The following is a 16,229-nucleotide window of genomic DNA, read 5'->3' as shown; positions in this document are numbered from 1 at the left end:
ATGAAAAGTTTGTAGTAAGCACTTTAGTGCTTAGAAAATAAGGACTGAAGTCCTTGCTACGAACTTTCTTACCCGACTATTAGCACAGAACAACGATAATTCGATCAATTAGTGTACCTCATAACTTTGGGAAGTGCTGTAATTAGACGATAAAGGCTGAAATAGCAAACACGTTCGTAGTATCTTGCACAACAGCAATTAGGTCATTATTTCTGTAGATGAGGGTATCCAAGGCTGCGCTACCACTGAAGTTAGAGTTTTTTTGGAGAGTGTAGTTATTGATACTACCACCAATCCTAATCTTGTCGCCTTCCGACGACTTGAAGTCTGTGATAATGGCATATCCACTACCCAAATAGTTAATGTCGGTGGAGAAAGAACCATTGTAACCAAGACCAAATGTATCTGCCCCAGTACCGCCAGTCAACCTGTCGATTTCGCCAGTACTACTGCCACTACCGTAGCCATTTAAGAAATCATTGCCTGCACCACCAATTAATGTGTCATTTCCACCTCCCCCATAGAGCAGATCGTTACCATCTTCACCACTCAAGTAGTCATTACCTACGAGAGTACCACTACCATTAGTGATTTCGTCGCCGAAGAGTACATCACCACCCGTCCCACCGTAGAGTGAGTCATTACCAGTGCCACCGATTAGGTTGTCAACGCCATCACCACCGTAGAGATAATCGTTACCGCCTTTACCTTCAAGGTAATCGTTTCCTCCCAAGCCACTCAGATAGTTTGAGTAATCATTTCCTGTAATCTTGTTGTTGAGGTTGTTGCCAAAGCCATAGTAAGCAGTAGCGGAGTACAACAATGTCAAATTTTCTAGGTTTGCCCCTAGAGTGTAGCTAGCGTAGGATAAAACTGTATCAGTACCCTGATTACTATATTCAGTAATGGTGTCAGCCGTGTCCCCCGTTGCAGAAATCAGGTAAGTATCATTGCCCGTTCCACCAAGTAAAATATCCGTGCCTGCTCCACCCCACATAAAGTCATCGCCTGCTTCACCATAAATAACATCCTTGCCGTTATCTCCGTAGAGAGTATCTTTGCCAGCGCGACCTAGTATAGTGTCGTTGCCGTTGCCGCCAAGAACTAGGTCATTTCCCTCTCCAGCATCGATAATGTCGTCTCCGCCTCTGCCATTAATGTTATCGTTGCCTGCAAAGCCAAAAATGGAGATATCAGCGGCTTCAGTGCCGTTTAAATTGTCATTGCCAGAAGTGCCGAAGATAGCCATAAAATAATTCCTGTTGTAATTTTCTGAGGATTTAGGCAAGTGTCATATTTCCTTCGTAGAGGTTGGCTAAAGCATAGGCAAAGACTGCGCTCTACACCTCATAACAGAAGATATATGTAATAGTTGCGTGAGTCCTGACATATTCTCCAATATGAATATGCTGTTTTTCGGATTTACTTGATTATTTATTATGTAATTTACCAACTTTTACCAACATATTTAAACTAAAGTTGGTAAATTAGGGATTAGTTGAGCTAATTCTTCCCTACGCAACTATGCCATTGGATTTATCGCCGCTTTGGATATCACTCAAAACTTCATTACTTGCCACATTTATCACCTTCTTTTTGGGTATCGCTGCTGCCTACTGGATGCTGGGATATCGTGGCAAAGGTAAATCGTTGATTGAGGGTATCTTTATTGCGCCCCTGATTTTACCGCCTACGGTGGTTGGTTTTTTGTTGCTGCTATTTTTTGGGAAAAATGGCCCTGTAGGGAAACTCATGCAGGCTTTTGACTTCACCATCGTCTTTACTTGGTATGGTGCAGCGATCGCAGCCACAGTGGTATCTTTTCCTTTAATGTATAAAACTGCACTGGGAGCCTTTGAACAAATAGATGGTAATCTGTTGCGAGTAGCTAGAACCCTTGGCGCAGCTGAAGCCACAATATTTTGGCGCATCAGTTTCCCTTTAGCGCTACCTGGTATTGTAGCGGCGACAATGCTCGCTTTTGCCCGTGCTTTGGGAGAATTTGGGGCGACGTTGATGTTAGCTGGTAACATTCCAGGACAAACGCAGACAATCCCAATGGCAATTTATTTTGCTGTGGAAGCGGGAGCAATGGACGAAGCTTGGTTTTGGGCGATCGCAATTATGGTGATTTCTCTATCTGGAATTATTGCAGTCAATTTCTGGCAAGAATTGAGGGAAAAGAGGAGGGGAGCAGAGGGAATGGGGGGACAAGGGAGTGAATCATCTTTATTGTCTGCGCCTTCGTCAACAGTTGGACTTTTTGTAGACATCGAAAAACAACTGCCGAGTTTTCATCTTAGAGTGTCTTTCAATAGCAATGAGCAACCTTTGGGATTGTTAGGGGGTTCTGGTGCTGGTAAGAGTATGATTTTGCGCTGTCTTGCGGGGATAGAAACACCAAGTAGAGGACGCATAGTTTTAAATGGCAGAGTCCTGTTTGACTCGGAACAAGGAATTAATGTGCCCAGCCGCGATCGCCGCATCGGTTTTTTAGTGCAGAATTACGCCCTGTTTCCGCATATGAGTGTGGCGCAAAATATCGCTTTCGGCTTGCCCAAAAAACTATCTGCTGGGAGTATTAGAGTGCAGGTAGAAGAGCAACTATTAGCGATGCAGTTGCAGGGATTAGGCGATCGCTATCCGCACCAACTTTCTGGGGGGCAACAACAACGGGTAGCTTTAGCAAGAGCATTGGCAAGTCAACCGCAAGCATTGCTTTTAGATGAACCTTTTTCCGCACTTGATACCCATCTGCGTAGTCAATTAGAACAGCAAATGACAGAAACTCTAGCTGGCTATCAAGGTGTGACTCTATTTGTCACTCATAATATGGAGGAAGCTTACCGGATTTGCCCGAATCTGTTGGTATTGGAGCATGGTAGAGCCGTTCATTATGGCAGCAAATATGATATTTTTCAGCATCCTACTACCGTTAGTGTCGCCCAACTTACCGGATGTAAAAACTTCTCCCGTGCTGTTCTCCAGTCATCACAACAGGTAGAAGCGACTGATTGGGGTTGTACTCTCCAAGTAATTGAACCAATCAAGGGCGAATTATCCCACATCGGCATTCGTGCCCATCAGTTCATTTTCACCAACGATTCATCACAGGAAAATACCTTTCCCTGCTGGGTAATACGAACAAGTGAAACGCCCCATCGAATGACGTTGTTTCTCAAACTACATTCTGCTGGCAAGAATTCTCAAGATTATCATCTGCAAGCTGAAATTTTCAAAGAAAAATGGACGACGATGAAAGACCAACCTTTTCCTTGGTATGTGCGTTTAGATCCTCTGCGCTTGATTTTGATGGAATGAATCCCCAGAGATATGCAACAAGCAGCGATCGCGGAAAACCCTAAAGAATTCTTTCGGGATGTGATGATGAGCTTTAGTGAGCGAATGTGGTCAGCTAGCTGGTGTTCAGGACTTGAGTTTATTCTGTGGAAGAAAATCAGGGAATGCTCAGATGACCTAACCTTAAGAGAGATTGCTGATTTTAACTTCTACAGTGGTCTAGCTGGGGGATGGTGGATGTGGGATGAAAACCAAAATTGTGAAGTATTTGTATCTCTTGAACAATGGCTAAAACTTTACAATAACTATAAAGAAGATAAGGAAAATCTCTGACAGAAAATTCTCTGATGCTAATTATGAAAAATATTTGCATAGTGGATTAGTAGTTTAATCCACAAAATATATGTTTTCTTTCCCTGCTCATCCTCAGACCAAAAACAAATTATTAAACCTTTTACACGGTGATAATCATGCCTGTGAAAGGTTAACCAACAAAATTAAAAGTCAATCTCCTAACTTGAATGAGCAACAATGTTGGGAAAAAGCTATTAACAATTTAATCAGAGATAGACATTAAAATTTATCATATCGGATTTGAAACCCTTCTTTTCTGTGTAAAAAACCGACTATCTGAGTTATCCAGTTCGCAAGCCGATTAAATTTATGCTCAATGGCCTTGTCGTTGGCATTGAACGCAGAGATGCACCTTCAAGGGCTGATCGCACCCTCGCTGTGTCCTCATATTTTATGGGAAGGTTGAAGCTAAGTAGAAACGATGATTCAATCTACAATTGAATGTAAATTCCCAATCCCAAATCAAGGGGATTCGCCTCCTAACAACAGGAGCAATGATGAATGCGCTATGGCTAAAATAAAAATTTTGCAAGAAGGTCAGTCCTATACCTTTCGGTCTTACTTTGAGCTACCCTATGAAGCCGATGACATTTTAGCTGAGTTCGACTATTCACTCAAAAGAGCCGAGCTATCTCTACCTAAAACGACTCGACAACTAGATCACCTGCCAGAACTCAAGCAAAAAATAAGAACTTTTTTGCCTTTTGTCAGTCTCAGCAATGAAACTGCCAGAAGAGAAACGCTGGTATCTCCTATCCTACTGGAAGTCGTTATTTGTTGCCAATGTCAAATGCGAATAGAATATCCTCTTACCGTCAATAATTGGCTTAAGGGCTATCTTGATTATCTATTGCGGTCAACCAATAATTTGCTGGTTATTGAAGCCAAAAATGATGACCTCACTAGAGGATTTACCCAGTTAGCTGTAGAGTTAATTGCTCTATCGCATATTGAGGAACAAAATGTGTTTTATGGGGCAGTGACGATGGGTGATGTCTGGCGGTTTGGTAAGCTTGAGCGCAACTCTCAACTGATTACTCAAGATATTAATTTGTTTAAAGTACCTGATGATTTGGAAAGTTTATTCAGAGTCTTGTTGGGAATTTTGGAGGGGATAGAAGCATAAACAAAGACCTTATGATACTTTCTTTCAAAGCCAATTTGCGCGAACGGTGAAAGAGAGATATCAACTCAAATTAATTGTTTACGAACCTTTAACTGAGGAGATCGTGCAATGGATAAACTAGAGCATTACCGTTCCTGCATCCAAACCCTCTTGGAAAAACATAGCCAATATAAATCCCGTGACGAAGATATAGAAAGCGCATTATTTTTTGACCCAGTACGCGTTGGGCTTTGCCCCGCCGTAGGCATCGCTACCAACTCATGCGTATCGGCTGGAAAGGTTTAAAGCGAATCTATTACACCGTCTTACACTTCGATATCAAAGAGGGCAAAATTTGGCTTCAGCAAAATACCACTGATATCGATGTTGGTGAAGAACTATTGGAAATGGGTATTCCCAAAGAAGATATTATTCTGGGGTTGCATCCTCCCTACAAGCGTCCTTACACCAACTATGGTGTTGCTTAAAACCGATTCTGGCGTTGCATAATCGCGGTATGAATCATTGCGGAATTGGAACATCCCAAAATTTGAGATGGTGAAGTAACAGTCAAATGTGCTATCACCCACCAGAACACAAGGCGCGATCGCTCTTGGCGTTGGCGGAATCAGATGCTCTCTGCGAGACTTGCTTCTTTGCAGAAGTATGCGGACTCTCTAACGCTGTGCCATCGCTCTTCAATACTTTCTGGTTAGTCTGCAAATAATCGTGTAGTAAATCGCAACCTCGTGCCAGCAATTTATCCAGTTGGATATCTGCCAAATTCTGGAAAATTACTGTGCCGTTAGCACTACCAGCAGCCAGAGTCTTGCCGTCAGGGCTGAAACTGATGCTGGTTAACTCATCCTTATAACCTTTTAAAGCAATCAGCAAGGTTCCTTCCCGGCTCCAAAGCTTCACTTTGTCATCACTACTAGCTACTAGAGTGTTGCCATTCGGGCTAAAGCTGACGCTGATGAAACTATCGCCATCTCCGGCGAGATCGTATAGCAGATCGCCGTCTCGGCTCCAGAGTTTGACTGTGCTATCAATACTTGCTGAAGCGATCGCTTGACTATCAGGCGACCAAGCTACCCCATTCACCCGGCGACTATGACCAGTTAAGGTATGTAATAGTATACCATCTCGGTTCCAGATTTTCACTGTTTGGTCATCACTGGCTGAGGCTAGCAACTGGCCATCAGGGCTAAAACTTACCCAATTCACTGCATCTTCATGTCCTTGCAAGGTGTTGAGCAGTTTACCGTTGCGGCTCCAAAGCTTCACCGTTTTATCTTTACTAGCTGAAGCAATTACTTGAGCATCGGGCGACCAAGCTACACTCAAAACGGCATCATTATGACCCTGCAAGGTGTTGAGCAGTTTACCTTTGCGGCTCCAAAGCTTCACCGTTTTATCTTTACTAGCCGATGCGATCGCCCCTCCATCGGGGCTGAAACTAACGCCCCAAACTTCACCCTGATGCCCCTGGAAGGTGCGGAGTAGTCTACCGTCTTGATTGAAAAGTTTTACGGTTTTATCACGACTCCCTGCTGCTAGGGTGCGGCCTCCTGGGCTAAAACTGATGCCAGTGATCCAATTATCGTTATCGGCTTTAGGTTTTCGCAATAATACATCGTCCCAACGCCAGAGTTTAATCGTTTTATCTCGACTAGCAGAAGCAAGGGTGCGACCATCTGGGTTGAAACTGACGCTATTTACCCAATTATTATGTCCCCTCAAGGTTCCGAGTAGCACACCTTCAAAACTCCAAAGTTTGAGCGTCTCGTCGGTACTTGCAGAAGCGATGGTCTTACCATCACGGCTAAAACTGACGCTGGTAACTCCAGCACTATGCCCCGATAAGGTTCTCAGTAGCTTACCTTCCAGATTCCACAGTTTGATTGTCTGGTCTAAACTAGCAGAAGCAATAGTTTTACCATCGGGCGACCAAGCTACACTTAAGACTGCATCATCATGTAAGAGCAAGGTTTTGAGCAGCTTACCATCCCGACTCCACAATTTTACCGTCTTGTCAGCACTCGCCGAAGCAATAGTTTGACCATCGGGCGACCAAGTAACACTCAAGACTGCACCGTTATGTCCCTGCAAAGTTTTGAGCAGTTGGTTATCCCGACTCCACAGTTTCACTGTCTTGTCGCTACTCGCCGAAGCCACAATTTGACCATCTGGGCTAAAACTGACACTATTCACCACACCCAGATGCCCTAATAGAGTCGCAAGTAGTTGACCTTCTCGACTCCACAATTTTACTGTCTTGTCTTGACTAGCAGAAGCAACGATTTGACCATCTGGGCTGAAACTGACGCTATTAACTACATCTTTATGCCCCAACAAGGTTTTGACCAAGCTACCATTTAGACGCCAAAGTTTGATTGTAGTGTCTGCACTGGCTGAGGCAATTAAAGAGCGGTCTGGGCTAAATGTAGCACTATTTACCCCAGACATATGTCCTTCTAAGCGGTTATATTCTCTAACCCCAGAAACTGCTTGATAAAGTGCCGTCTGTACTTGCTCTCTTGTATAGGAATCTACCCAGATTGTTTGTTGTAATTTTCTTGCCGCTTTTAAACCTTCTTTTAAAGCATCAATACCTTTTTGCGAGGCAAAGAGGGCTTCACTGGATGCACTGAGGGTTTTTATTTCGCTATCTAATGCTGTCACTATGGAAACACTTAATCCCAGTATGGCGAGAACGGAAGCAGTAAGTGCAATTTTCAACGAACGATTTAATTTAGCTTCACTGAGCCTTTGTTTCTTTTGACTTTCTGCAAGTTTAGCTGTTAACTCTTTCTCTTTAAGTTCAGCTCGCAATTGTTCAATTTCTAATTGACTCAATTCTTCCCGCTTGTGTAACTCCCGCAATTCGGCTAATAAGTCCAATCCCGGTTGGGGATGAGAATCTACCAATTTGGTTCGCTGCTTTTTTTGGCTAAGTTCGCTCTTAAGTCGCTCAATTTCAGTTTGACTCTGTTCTACTTTGTAGCGCAGTTGGTTAAGTTGTAACTGTAAGCTCGATTCTTGTTGTTGCAAGTAGCGAATCAAATTTACTAAATAATCGTGAATCAGTTGATAGCGTTCTGGTACATCAGGAAAGAGAACTACTAAACCAGAGCGCACTAAAATGTCTAACACTAACTCTAGTTTGGCAGCATCTTCTAATTCTGCTAGCTGCGCTGCCAATTCAGCGCGAGTTTTAAAAGGTCGGTTATTGCTTTCATCTGTTAATAAGTATAAAACAAGTAAAGCGGCGCGTTCATTTTCTGGGCCGCAGTCTTTAATCAATTCCTTCAGATATCGCTCGATAAGTTTGTTGGGTCTATACGGCTGATATTCTTCTAGTGTCGTAATGCGCTCATCTTGGATTTGCGCTCCCACAACTTGCAATTCGATGGGGCGGACTTCGCCAAATTCTGTTGATAAATCTTCGATTAAGGCATCAATTAAAGCAGGTTCTAAGTTAAACTGCGATCGCTCTGTCAATTTTCGGATAATTGCTTTAGCATATTCTGGGGAAAAGTTATTTAACTGGTAACGAATATGCTTGTCGAGAATATTATTATTAATCGCTTCCAGTGCCGAAAGGTGTTTAAAGTCTAATAACCGATGTAAATAATCTTCTCGCAAGGAAAGGATAACTTTCACAAAGGGTATATTTAGGCAGTCGCTAATAAATTTATCAAATTCTTGCTTTTGATTGCGATCGCTATAACCAAAGAAAAATTCTTCAAACTGGTCAAAAATTAAAACTGTGATCAGATGGTGATTAGCATTTTCTTTTAGTTGTTGTAAAATGCTGAAGATGGGAACTGGTGTAGCATCAGGCAAAGCTTCGGGTTTAATGGCTACTTCTGATATGATGTCAGCGTAGATGGCAAGGGAAGTGTCACTAGACATTGCCTCAATTAAAGATTTCCTTAATTCCCGCGCCCAATCGGTGTAAACTTGCAGCACTACAGGCACAGCTATTTGATCGCCAATGGCTCGATTTTGCAGTGCTGGAACTAAGCCTGCCGTGACAATAGAACTCTTACCCACCCCTGATTGACCGTGAATCACCGTCAATTTTTGATCGGCGCGGCTAATTCTGCCAATTAAGTTATTAATATCACGCTCCCGACCAGAAGCGATAATTTCTAAAGCAACGCTGCTACTGCCAGAAGGTGACATTAATGCTGGGTTTGTCGCCTGTCTTTGCGGTTGCAAGCGCCCAGCACCGATAAAAGCCCGAAAACCATACTGCTGCTCAACAGAACGCCGTTTCTGTCGAATGTAATAAGCTTCCAAATAGCGCCCTTCTTCAAAGTACAGCGATCGCAGTGTCCGCAATAAGCGAATATAACGATGGGCATCGTATTGATGAGCGCTGCTTTCTAAGGCTGCTGGTAGTTCTTTTGTCGCCTTGTCTAAGTATTCACGAGCTACTTCTGGCTCACTTAAATTTCGCTGGGCTTTCGCTAAAACTAAATAGTAAATTTGCCCCAATAATAATGGAAACAAGCAGTTATAAGGGTCGTTGTGCTTTTGCGCTTCACCTAATTTCAGCAGTGATACGTGGGCTAATATACTCGCCTGTACCCACCGCGACTGCTGCCCAGCCACTTGCGCCAGAAAACCGTAGTCACAAGCTAATTGGATTTGACTACCATAAGTTTGATGTAACTCCAGAGATTTTTGAGCAACCGTCTGCAACTCATCCCACTCTTGCAGATATTGCAAAACCTCTGCAAGTTGACCAATAAATCCAGCAACTATATCTAAACGCCCAGCCACCTGTAAAACATTCAAGCATTGCTGAAAATAAGATTTAGCTGTATACCAATGGCGGCGGTTTTCTGTTTGATTTTGCTCGGCTAAACGGCAATAACACAGTCCAATATAAAACAGCAAAACTCCCTGCCGCAAAAGTAGAGAAGATGGCCGACTCGGAGCCGTAGGCAAAGAAAACACTCCTTCATCTCCCCCTGCCCCCTGCCCCCTGCCCCCTGCCTCCCCTGCCTCCCCTGCCTCCACCAATTTTTGCCAAACTTGTAAGCTTTGCTGAAAATGCCTTAAAGCTGTATTGATGCGATCGCTAATATAATTATCTAGACCAAAAACAAATTCTAAACTAGCGTGTAATTCTGGCTCTAAGGTAATACCACGATTATCCAACTCTTTAATGGCAAAGTGGAGTTCATAGCTTTGTTGCCAAACTTGCTCCACAGTAAAATAATGCTTTGCAAATTGTGGATGTCGGTGTTGTGCAGCATCGGTTGGTAACACCGTGGCAAACAAAGAGTCAGTCTCCTGTTGCAAAAATTGCAGCAATGCCTGAGTTGTCATTTCAAACCGAATCGGTGTAGCTGCCCAACTAGCAAAGTCTGGTGCTAAACGCACTACTTTTTGCAATACTTCCTCATTCACCCACAAAATCATCGGAAACGGGTGGCGTTTGCGAAACTCATCACGAATATGATTGATAGACCTGAGTAGATCATCAAGTTCATCTACTGACTCTAAACCCAAAATCATCAACGCCGACGGCGGATTAGCTTCGGTTAGCAGTTGTAAATGAATACTTGTGTAAAGGCTTCTAACATTATCCGGCAGAACTACCTTCTGAATTTGGTGTACTCCTGAAGAGAGTTCTTCGAGTCTTTGCAGCATTTGCTCTTGCAAAACTCGATAGTTGCAGCACACCAAAACCAGGGAAAATTGACCACTAGAAAGGGCAATTGCTCTGCCTAAACTCCGTAAAGCCAGCTCGTTAGCTGCTCTTACATCTACTTGTGGGTGTCGTTCAACCATGATTTAAATTTTTCTGTCTCTGCTAAAACTGGGTTGACGGCAAACCAAGCTCCATGATGATCGCGGTATTCAAATACAAATAAACTTCGCAATAGGGTATGGTATTCTATATCACCTCTAACTCTTTGCTGTTGCACTACCTGAAAGATTAGTTCCCACTCATGGGGGTCGATGGCGTTAGTTCGGTAATCGCGCTGTCTTTGAATCACCAGATCAACACACTCTCGATCAAAAGGTGGATCTTGTTCCCGCAGACAGTCATATAGCAACCCTAGCAAGTCGCGGACATGACCACCACTAATCAGGCACAATCGATCTAAGGTTTCCAGACTATCAAACACTTCTGTAATTAAGCCTAACCGATCGCTAGCTAAAATGTCTGGAAAAGCTCTAGCTAGCACCATTTGCCGCAACATTGTTAACCCTTGAGGAAAAATCTCTCCAGAGCGCAGACGCACAGGTATCATCGGTAACACCTTTGGCGCGACTCCTCCCCCCAAACGATGCTGAAGTTCGGCGCTATCGTTGGAGAAAGTCAAGGCTAAGGGAATAGTGTAAACTACGTGGCAATGCAGTTTGCGTAACTGTTCGCCGCGCTGAATAAATAAGTATTCTGGTAAAGATCGCCCCGATGGTAAAGCTCGAATTGCAACTCGATCTAAGTTATCAACAATCACCACCAGTCCTTTTTTACCCCTGGCTTTCAGTTCCTTGATAGCACGTTCTAGCAATTCTTGATTAATTGCGTGCAAAATATTTGCGGTTCGCGGTTCTAGATAATCTCTTAAGCGCCGCCGTAATTGGGGACTTTCTTTTGCTTTAGCTGTAATTTTGGCAATCCCTACAGATAACTCTGCTTCTACTCCAATGTCAATTGGCGTTTGCAGAAAATCGACAAGTTCACCAAACAACTTGGTAAAGTAGCTAGATTTGAGCCTAATTGTCATTGCTTCTAGGCTTTCGCTCACCTGGCCGGCGATCGCCAGTAGAATATCAGTTACATCCACATCTGCCATTTCTAAGACATGGGTAGACTCAAAATATACTACATGAAATTGCTCCGCTTCTAACTCAGCTTTCAGCCGCAACAATTCTGTCGATTTGCCACAGCCGAGATGTCCTGTAAATAGCTGACAAGTTGGTGCATTGGGTGATATGCGAGCGATGGTGCGCTGCAAAGCTTCGATGATTCTACCACCCCGCACCGCAGCAAAATCGATATAGTACCTGCGATCGCTGGCATTTCCTATGATTAGAGGTCTGCTCGGATTGCAAGCTTGATAAAATCTTTCTAAATCTAGGAGCATAACTAATCGAGTTAACTCAGGAATGGGGATAACAAAATCTACTGACTAAATATATTAATTTTAGGGAATTTATTCTTAAATTTAAGTACATATGAGTCAAACTATTAACTAAATTAGCAGCATTCCGCATGATTTTTACATCTAGGTTTGATCTAGCACAAGGCAATGCTGATATTTTATTTTAAGTGAGCAGAAATACTTCCAAAAGTTTCTGAGACAAAATCAGTTTATCTGATGAATATTAAAAATACCCAATCCAAAAGAAGGTACAATTTTAAAGTGTTTTTGAATATAGAACTCTGTTTCAGGAATTTTTAGGTAATTAAACTCTATTGTCAGGGCGCACAGGTGCTTATGTACCCCTAGTGGGAATAAAGTTAAGATTGCACCAGATTTTAAAGAGCCTTTACCAGAAGATATCTTAAATGATTTTGACAGTTCTAATCTAAGCGATCGCTAATCAATATCATTCCTGTTCTAAAATCCTTTCTATCCGCTTTGTCATTATTTTTCTTGATGCGGCTGGTTTATCAAGTGTGTACGTTTTTGTTGCCACCATTGATCATTAACTTCTATTGCCTCTCCACTTTCAAGTCCTGCAATTAAAAGTTCTTCTATATGTTCTTGCATCTTGCGTTTTTATCTCAACTCATCTATAAAGGCATTAACATTCAAGTTCTCTGGTAATTCTCCCTCTACAACTAAAACCCCTTCTTTTCGATAAATGTTTGGTTGGTTAAGGGGCAGTACATTTATCTCAATATCTTGAGCTAAATCTGCTTCAGTGTAATGACGCTCAATTTGGTTTTGTCCTAAAAGTTTCTGAAATTCCCACACAGACAAGTTAGCTAAATGACGTGCTTGACTAAAGGTAAAAATATTCTGTGCGTACAGATGTAAAGCTAATTCCTGGCGGATAGCTTCTTCACCTTGATTTAAAGAATCAGGTGATATTTGCAAGTTTATGGGTTGGATAAATTGACTCATTGCCAACTCGTGTTAAGTAGGGTTTATTAGTTTTATCATAAGAGTTACAGTCAAGCGATCGCTTTGATAACCCCTTCGGTGTACGCACTGGTTATACTGATTAAGTTTCTGCACTATTTTTCTTAAACTAGCACAATATTAATTGAACAGCGATTCTAGTCGCTCGGCTAGTATACTTTACGACTTTTCAAACATCCTCTTAGGTTCTTCTCTCAACTCATCAATCACGCGCTAAGTTGAGTTATTTCAACAGGTATAGGCTGAATTGAAACAATAGGAATAGTTTCTGCTAAAGAAACCGTATAAGCAGAAAGCTTTAAAAAATCAGACACAGGAGGAGTTAACAAAATCTCAAAGATTATTTCTCTAAAGTTGCTGGCTATCTGAGATAAGTCAGAAATAGGAAAGCTGCGGGTTCCCATCTCTGTTTGTTGCGCTAATACTGAATATTCAAAAAAAACCATACTTACACACGATCGCTGTTGTTTATTAATCCGCAATAGGATATGTTCTGTTAGTTCTACCCCCGTCGCTTTCAAGCCAGACTCAAAACAAACTGTCAGCGTATCGCTTGCTTCATCATATTTAACACTTGGCTTGCTCATATACCCATCTCCTTTTGATATGCCGTCACTACATAATTATTTGGTATTGGTTGACCTGATTTTCCTTCTTTAAAGCGACATAGAACAATAGCAACTATGTGGGTATTGCCAAAGGGTAAATTATCAAACGCTTGAGTGTACCGATATTTTTGTGGATTTAATGAGTCTTGAGTCCTACGACCCGAACTAATTGTTTCTTCTAGTTTATCCTCACATTCTTCCATCTCTGGATGATTTTCTGGATCGATAATGTGTTCCCATCGTTCCTCTGTTATATAAATATTGTTATTGTAACGATCATATACGCTCCATCGCTTTGGGTTGTCCATAAAATAAAGGATGCTAAATCATATCTAATGTCTAAAAAAATAAGCTTTGCTCTAACTCCAGTTTATATAAACTAATTCTTTTCTATAATTTGATTTTACTTAAAAAAGCACAGTATTAATTGAACAGCAATGTCTACAACGGGTTGCTCCCATGCATTTGTGTTGATGAGATTTGATTGAGTCTGGCTTTGATAGCTGGATGAACTAATTCATTAGGCACATGATTGCGCTCGATATATTCATTGATTTCTGTTTGATTATCTAAATAAAAACTCAGAGCATCAAAGACTTGGGCTAAAGTTAAATGAGGTAAGTGTAGCGGAATTTCTTCTGGTCTAATCCCTAAACGCCAATTTTCTACAATTGCTCTTACAGGTGTTCTAGTGTTAGCAATAATTGGTTCACCGGACAAAATTTCAGGTTGGCGAGTCACGTAGCGAGAAGTCGTCGTACTAATCATACTGATTGAGTTTTTACAGTATTTTTCTTAAACTAGCACAGTATTAATTGAACAGCGACATCGCCTGACGACAAGCTGCTTGTTTAATAATCAGGTCATTGCCACACGACTAAAAAATTCGATTATAGCCAGTGTTATCCTAAGAAATATGAGGAATTAACAATTACTTGAGCAAATGACTATCACCGTCAATGTTTCTGAAGTAACTGCCAAGTTTTCGGAATTGCTGAGTCAGGTATTACTTGGTGAAGAGGTCGTGATTGCCCAGAAGGGTATTCCAGTTGCACGTCTAGTTGCTCTCACAGATACAGCCTTACCTCGAATTCCTGGATTAGATAAAGGTAAAGTTATCATTGCACCAGATTTTAACGAGCCTTTACCAGAAGATATCCTAAATGATTTTGACAGTTCTAATCTAGTTTAGCGATGAGAGCTTTACTGGATACCCATGTATTTCTTTGGTGGGTAACAGATGACCCTCAGTTATCTTCCACCAGTCGTAGTATAATTGCTGACTCAGGTAATCTTTTATTTCTGAGCGTGGCAAGTGTCTGGGAGATTGTCATCAAGACTAAATCAGGTAAGCTAACTTTACCTGAACCTGTAGAGCGATATATTCCAAACCGACTAGCACTGAACCGCTTCGAGAGTCTAGATACTCAAATGATACACACTCTACAGGTTGCCGCTTTGCCAAACATCCACCGAGATCCTTTTGACCGGATTCTGATTGCCCAAAGTCAAGTAGAGAATTTGCCAATTGTGACCATCGACCAGAAGATTGCACAGTATTCTGTCGAGACTATCTGGTAAAGGAATTTTTTTAGACAAGAGCATTTTAACTTTTGATCGGAATCTTTGCTACTTTAGAGTAAAAAGGATGCCCAGCCATGCCTAATGTTGAAAAAATTAGTGTTGCTCTTACACCAGAAATAGCTGCTTTTGTGCGTGATGCGGTGGAATCTGGTGAATATGCTAGTGGCAGTGAAGTTATCCGAGAAGCACTACAAGACTGGAAGCAAAAACGCCTGTTGCAGTTGCAGAATATTGATGAATTACGCCGTCTTTGGCAAGAAGGAGTTGACAGTGGTGCTGGACAATATACAGATATTGAAGCTATTAAGCAAGAAGCGCGTAAGCGTTTAGGTCAAGTTTCTTAAAAGGATGCGTGATTTGTGGGACGTTTTATCCGCACTGCTAAAGCTGAAGAAGACTTGATTGAAATCTGGATTTACATTGCGGCTGATAATCTAACAGCAGCTGACAGATTGCTTAACCAGATTGATACAAAATGTCAAATGCTGGCTGATAACCCAGAACTTGGTCAAGCCCGTTCTGATATTGCACCAGGGTTAAGGTATTTCCCGGTTGGTCGCTACCTGATTCTTTACCGGAATATCAGCGAGGGTATTGAAGTTGTGCGCGTTGTTCATGGTGCAAGGCATTTGCCCGATATTATTTACTGATAAATTAATTGTTTTCTAGAATCTCAATCGCTATCACCAATGTTTTAATTACGAGTTAGTTGTTTAACAAATCGCCACAGCCGGGAAAAGGGTAGAAGTAATATCGCTCTTAAGATTTGGACAAACTGACCTAAACGACGTTTCCAGATAGCACGAGGAGTAGACTGGTGTTGCAGGGTTGCTAGATTTTCTTGAATTGTTGCTGTAGTGGGATGATTAACTCCTAAAATGCGATCGGACATTGCCAAGGCTTGAGTGTAGAGAGGTTCGGCATCGCTGTAGCGCCCTTGTCTATCGTAGAGTGCTGCTAAATTGTTCAAGCTAGTAGCAACATCGGGATGGTCGTCAGCAAATAGGCGCTTTGTCATTGCTAGGGCATCAATGTAGAGAGGTTCTGCATCGCTGTACCGCCCTTGACTTTTGTAGAGGAATGCTAAATTGTTCAAGCTAGTAGCCACATTGGGATGGTCGCTAGCAAACAGGCGCTTTGTCATTGCCAGGGCAT

At 42.1% G+C, this 16,229-nt stretch carries 16 protein-coding genes and 2 pseudogenes; 9 read left to right on the top strand and 9 right to left on the bottom strand.

Going from position 1 to position 16,229, the window contains the following annotated elements; translation table 11 throughout:
• Positions 1 to 142 precede the first annotated feature (142 nt).
• Complete coding sequence (locus tag ACEW80_RS11150; RefSeq protein ID WP_373526636.1) at positions 143 to 1,249, bottom strand: calcium-binding protein; 1,107 nt, start codon at positions 1,247 to 1,249, stop codon at positions 143 to 145.
• A 275-nt stretch (positions 1,250 to 1,524) separates the two neighbouring features.
• Between ACEW80_RS11150 and modB the strand changes: the two genes are divergently transcribed.
• The 5 genes and pseudogenes from modB (at position 1,525) to ACEW80_RS11125 (ending at position 5,247) form a co-directional block, all read left to right on the top strand.
• Complete coding sequence (modB, locus tag ACEW80_RS11145; protein WP_373526635.1) at positions 1,525 to 3,321, top strand: molybdate ABC transporter permease subunit; 1,797 nt, start codon at positions 1,525 to 1,527, stop codon at positions 3,319 to 3,321.
• Positions 3,322 to 3,333: 12 nt separating this feature from the next.
• Entirely contained in the window at positions 3,334 to 3,633 is a 300-nt protein-coding gene (locus ACEW80_RS11140; RefSeq protein ID WP_373526634.1) for a hypothetical protein, read from the top strand.
• Positions 3,634 to 4,162: 529 nt separating this feature from the next.
• Entirely contained in the window at positions 4,163 to 4,780 is a 618-nt protein-coding gene (locus ACEW80_RS11135; RefSeq protein ID WP_373526633.1) for a hypothetical protein, read from the top strand.
• A 13-nt stretch (positions 4,781 to 4,793) separates the two neighbouring features.
• Positions 4,794 to 4,901 (top strand): annotated as a pseudogene (locus ACEW80_RS11130) (fatty-acid oxidation protein subunit alpha); the annotation flags it as partial.
• Positions 4,889 to 5,247: pseudogene (locus ACEW80_RS11125) on the top strand (XisI protein). The pseudogenes ACEW80_RS11130 and ACEW80_RS11125, both read left to right, overlap by 13 nt.
• Before the next feature lie 94 nt (positions 5,248 to 5,341).
• On the opposite strand, the gene ACEW80_RS11120 reads toward ACEW80_RS11125, so the two are convergent.
• The 7 genes from ACEW80_RS11120 to ACEW80_RS11090 form a co-directional block, all read right to left on the bottom strand.
• On the bottom strand, positions 5,342 to 10,570 hold the full coding sequence (locus ACEW80_RS11120; RefSeq protein ID WP_373526632.1) for an AAA family ATPase: 5,229 nt from the start codon (positions 10,568 to 10,570) through the stop codon (positions 5,342 to 5,344).
• Positions 10,546 to 11,877, bottom strand: coding sequence for a P-loop NTPase fold protein (locus ACEW80_RS11115; RefSeq protein ID WP_373526631.1), 1,332 nt, complete (start codon positions 11,875 to 11,877; stop codon positions 10,546 to 10,548). Before ACEW80_RS11115 ends, ACEW80_RS11120 begins: the two co-directional genes overlap by 25 nt.
• Before the next feature lie 504 nt (positions 11,878 to 12,381).
• Positions 12,382 to 12,507 (bottom strand): hypothetical protein, encoded by a 126-nt coding sequence (locus ACEW80_RS11110; protein ID WP_373526630.1) that lies wholly within the window; start codon positions 12,505 to 12,507, stop codon positions 12,382 to 12,384.
• A gap of 9 nt (positions 12,508 to 12,516) precedes the next feature.
• Positions 12,517 to 12,864 (bottom strand): UPF0175 family protein, encoded by a 348-nt coding sequence (locus ACEW80_RS11105; protein ID WP_373526629.1) that lies wholly within the window; start codon positions 12,862 to 12,864, stop codon positions 12,517 to 12,519.
• 224 nt (positions 12,865 to 13,088) lie between these two features.
• Positions 13,089 to 13,469, bottom strand: a complete 381-nt coding sequence (locus ACEW80_RS11100; RefSeq protein WP_373526628.1) for a hypothetical protein — start codon at positions 13,467 to 13,469, stop codon at positions 13,089 to 13,091.
• Entirely contained in the window at positions 13,466 to 13,798 is a 333-nt protein-coding gene (locus ACEW80_RS11095; protein WP_373526627.1) for a hypothetical protein, read from the bottom strand. Before ACEW80_RS11095 ends, ACEW80_RS11100 begins: the two co-directional genes overlap by 4 nt.
• A gap of 133 nt (positions 13,799 to 13,931) precedes the next feature.
• The gene (locus tag ACEW80_RS11090; protein WP_373526626.1) at positions 13,932 to 14,258 is read right to left on the bottom strand and encodes a DUF433 domain-containing protein; all 327 of its coding nucleotides are present in this window, start codon (positions 14,256 to 14,258) and stop codon (positions 13,932 to 13,934) included.
• A gap of 175 nt (positions 14,259 to 14,433) precedes the next feature.
• Between ACEW80_RS11090 and ACEW80_RS11085 the strand changes: the two genes are divergently transcribed.
• The 4 genes from ACEW80_RS11085 to ACEW80_RS11070 all read left to right on the top strand — a co-directional run bounded on the left by ACEW80_RS11085 (position 14,434) and on the right by ACEW80_RS11070 (position 15,724).
• A complete protein-coding gene (locus ACEW80_RS11085; protein WP_373526625.1) occupies positions 14,434 to 14,682 on the top strand; it encodes a type II toxin-antitoxin system Phd/YefM family antitoxin in 249 nt (82 codons plus the stop codon).
• Positions 14,683 to 14,684: 2 nt separating this feature from the next.
• Entirely contained in the window at positions 14,685 to 15,071 is a 387-nt protein-coding gene (locus tag ACEW80_RS11080; RefSeq protein WP_373526624.1) for a type II toxin-antitoxin system VapC family toxin, read from the top strand.
• Positions 15,072 to 15,148: 77 nt separating this feature from the next.
• Positions 15,149 to 15,418, top strand: a complete 270-nt coding sequence (locus ACEW80_RS11075) for a type II toxin-antitoxin system ParD family antitoxin (RefSeq protein ID WP_373526623.1) — start codon at positions 15,149 to 15,151, stop codon at positions 15,416 to 15,418.
• A 15-nt stretch (positions 15,419 to 15,433) separates the two neighbouring features.
• Entirely contained in the window at positions 15,434 to 15,724 is a 291-nt protein-coding gene (locus ACEW80_RS11070; protein ID WP_373526622.1) for a type II toxin-antitoxin system RelE/ParE family toxin, read from the top strand.
• 44 nt (positions 15,725 to 15,768) lie between these two features.
• Here the strand turns inward: ACEW80_RS11070 and ACEW80_RS11065 are convergent.
• Positions 15,769 to 16,229: tetratricopeptide repeat protein (locus ACEW80_RS11065; RefSeq protein WP_373526621.1), on the bottom strand; the 461-nt coding region annotated here is incomplete at its 5' end.

Origin of the sequence: Nostoc sp., from assembly GCF_041747015.1 — a bacterium.
Taxonomy (GTDB): domain Bacteria; phylum Cyanobacteriota; class Cyanobacteriia; order Cyanobacteriales; family Nostocaceae; genus Nostoc.
Note: the sequence above shows the minus strand (reverse complement) of the source record. Positions and strands in the feature narration are given on the sequence as shown.

Excerpts from the sequence above, each read along its gene's own strand:
- ACEW80_RS11150 (WP_373526636.1), bottom strand. The coding sequence starts at position 1,249 with ATGGCTATCTTCGGCACTTCTGGCAATGACAATTTAAACGGCACTGAA.
- modB (WP_373526635.1), top strand. The coding sequence starts at position 1,525 with ATGCCATTGGATTTATCGCCGCTTTGGATATCACTCAAAACTTCATTA.
- ACEW80_RS11140 (WP_373526634.1), top strand. The coding sequence starts at position 3,334 with ATGCAACAAGCAGCGATCGCGGAAAACCCTAAAGAATTCTTTCGGGAT.
- ACEW80_RS11135 (WP_373526633.1), top strand. The coding sequence starts at position 4,163 with ATGGCTAAAATAAAAATTTTGCAAGAAGGTCAGTCCTATACCTTTCGG.
- ACEW80_RS11120 (WP_373526632.1), bottom strand. The coding sequence starts at position 10,570 with ATGGTTGAACGACACCCACAAGTAGATGTAAGAGCAGCTAACGAGCTG.
- ACEW80_RS11115 (WP_373526631.1), bottom strand. The coding sequence starts at position 11,877 with ATGCTCCTAGATTTAGAAAGATTTTATCAAGCTTGCAATCCGAGCAGA.
- ACEW80_RS11110 (WP_373526630.1), bottom strand. The coding sequence starts at position 12,507 with ATGCAAGAACATATAGAAGAACTTTTAATTGCAGGACTTGAAAGTGGA.
- ACEW80_RS11105 (WP_373526629.1), bottom strand. The coding sequence starts at position 12,864 with ATGAGTCAATTTATCCAACCCATAAACTTGCAAATATCACCTGATTCT.
- ACEW80_RS11100 (WP_373526628.1), bottom strand. The coding sequence starts at position 13,469 with ATGAGCAAGCCAAGTGTTAAATATGATGAAGCAAGCGATACGCTGACA.
- ACEW80_RS11095 (WP_373526627.1), bottom strand. The coding sequence starts at position 13,798 with ATGGACAACCCAAAGCGATGGAGCGTATATGATCGTTACAATAACAAT.
- ACEW80_RS11090 (WP_373526626.1), bottom strand. The coding sequence starts at position 14,258 with ATGATTAGTACGACGACTTCTCGCTACGTGACTCGCCAACCTGAAATT.
- ACEW80_RS11085 (WP_373526625.1), top strand. The coding sequence starts at position 14,434 with ATGACTATCACCGTCAATGTTTCTGAAGTAACTGCCAAGTTTTCGGAA.
- ACEW80_RS11080 (WP_373526624.1), top strand. The coding sequence starts at position 14,685 with ATGAGAGCTTTACTGGATACCCATGTATTTCTTTGGTGGGTAACAGAT.
- ACEW80_RS11075 (WP_373526623.1), top strand. The coding sequence starts at position 15,149 with ATGCCTAATGTTGAAAAAATTAGTGTTGCTCTTACACCAGAAATAGCT.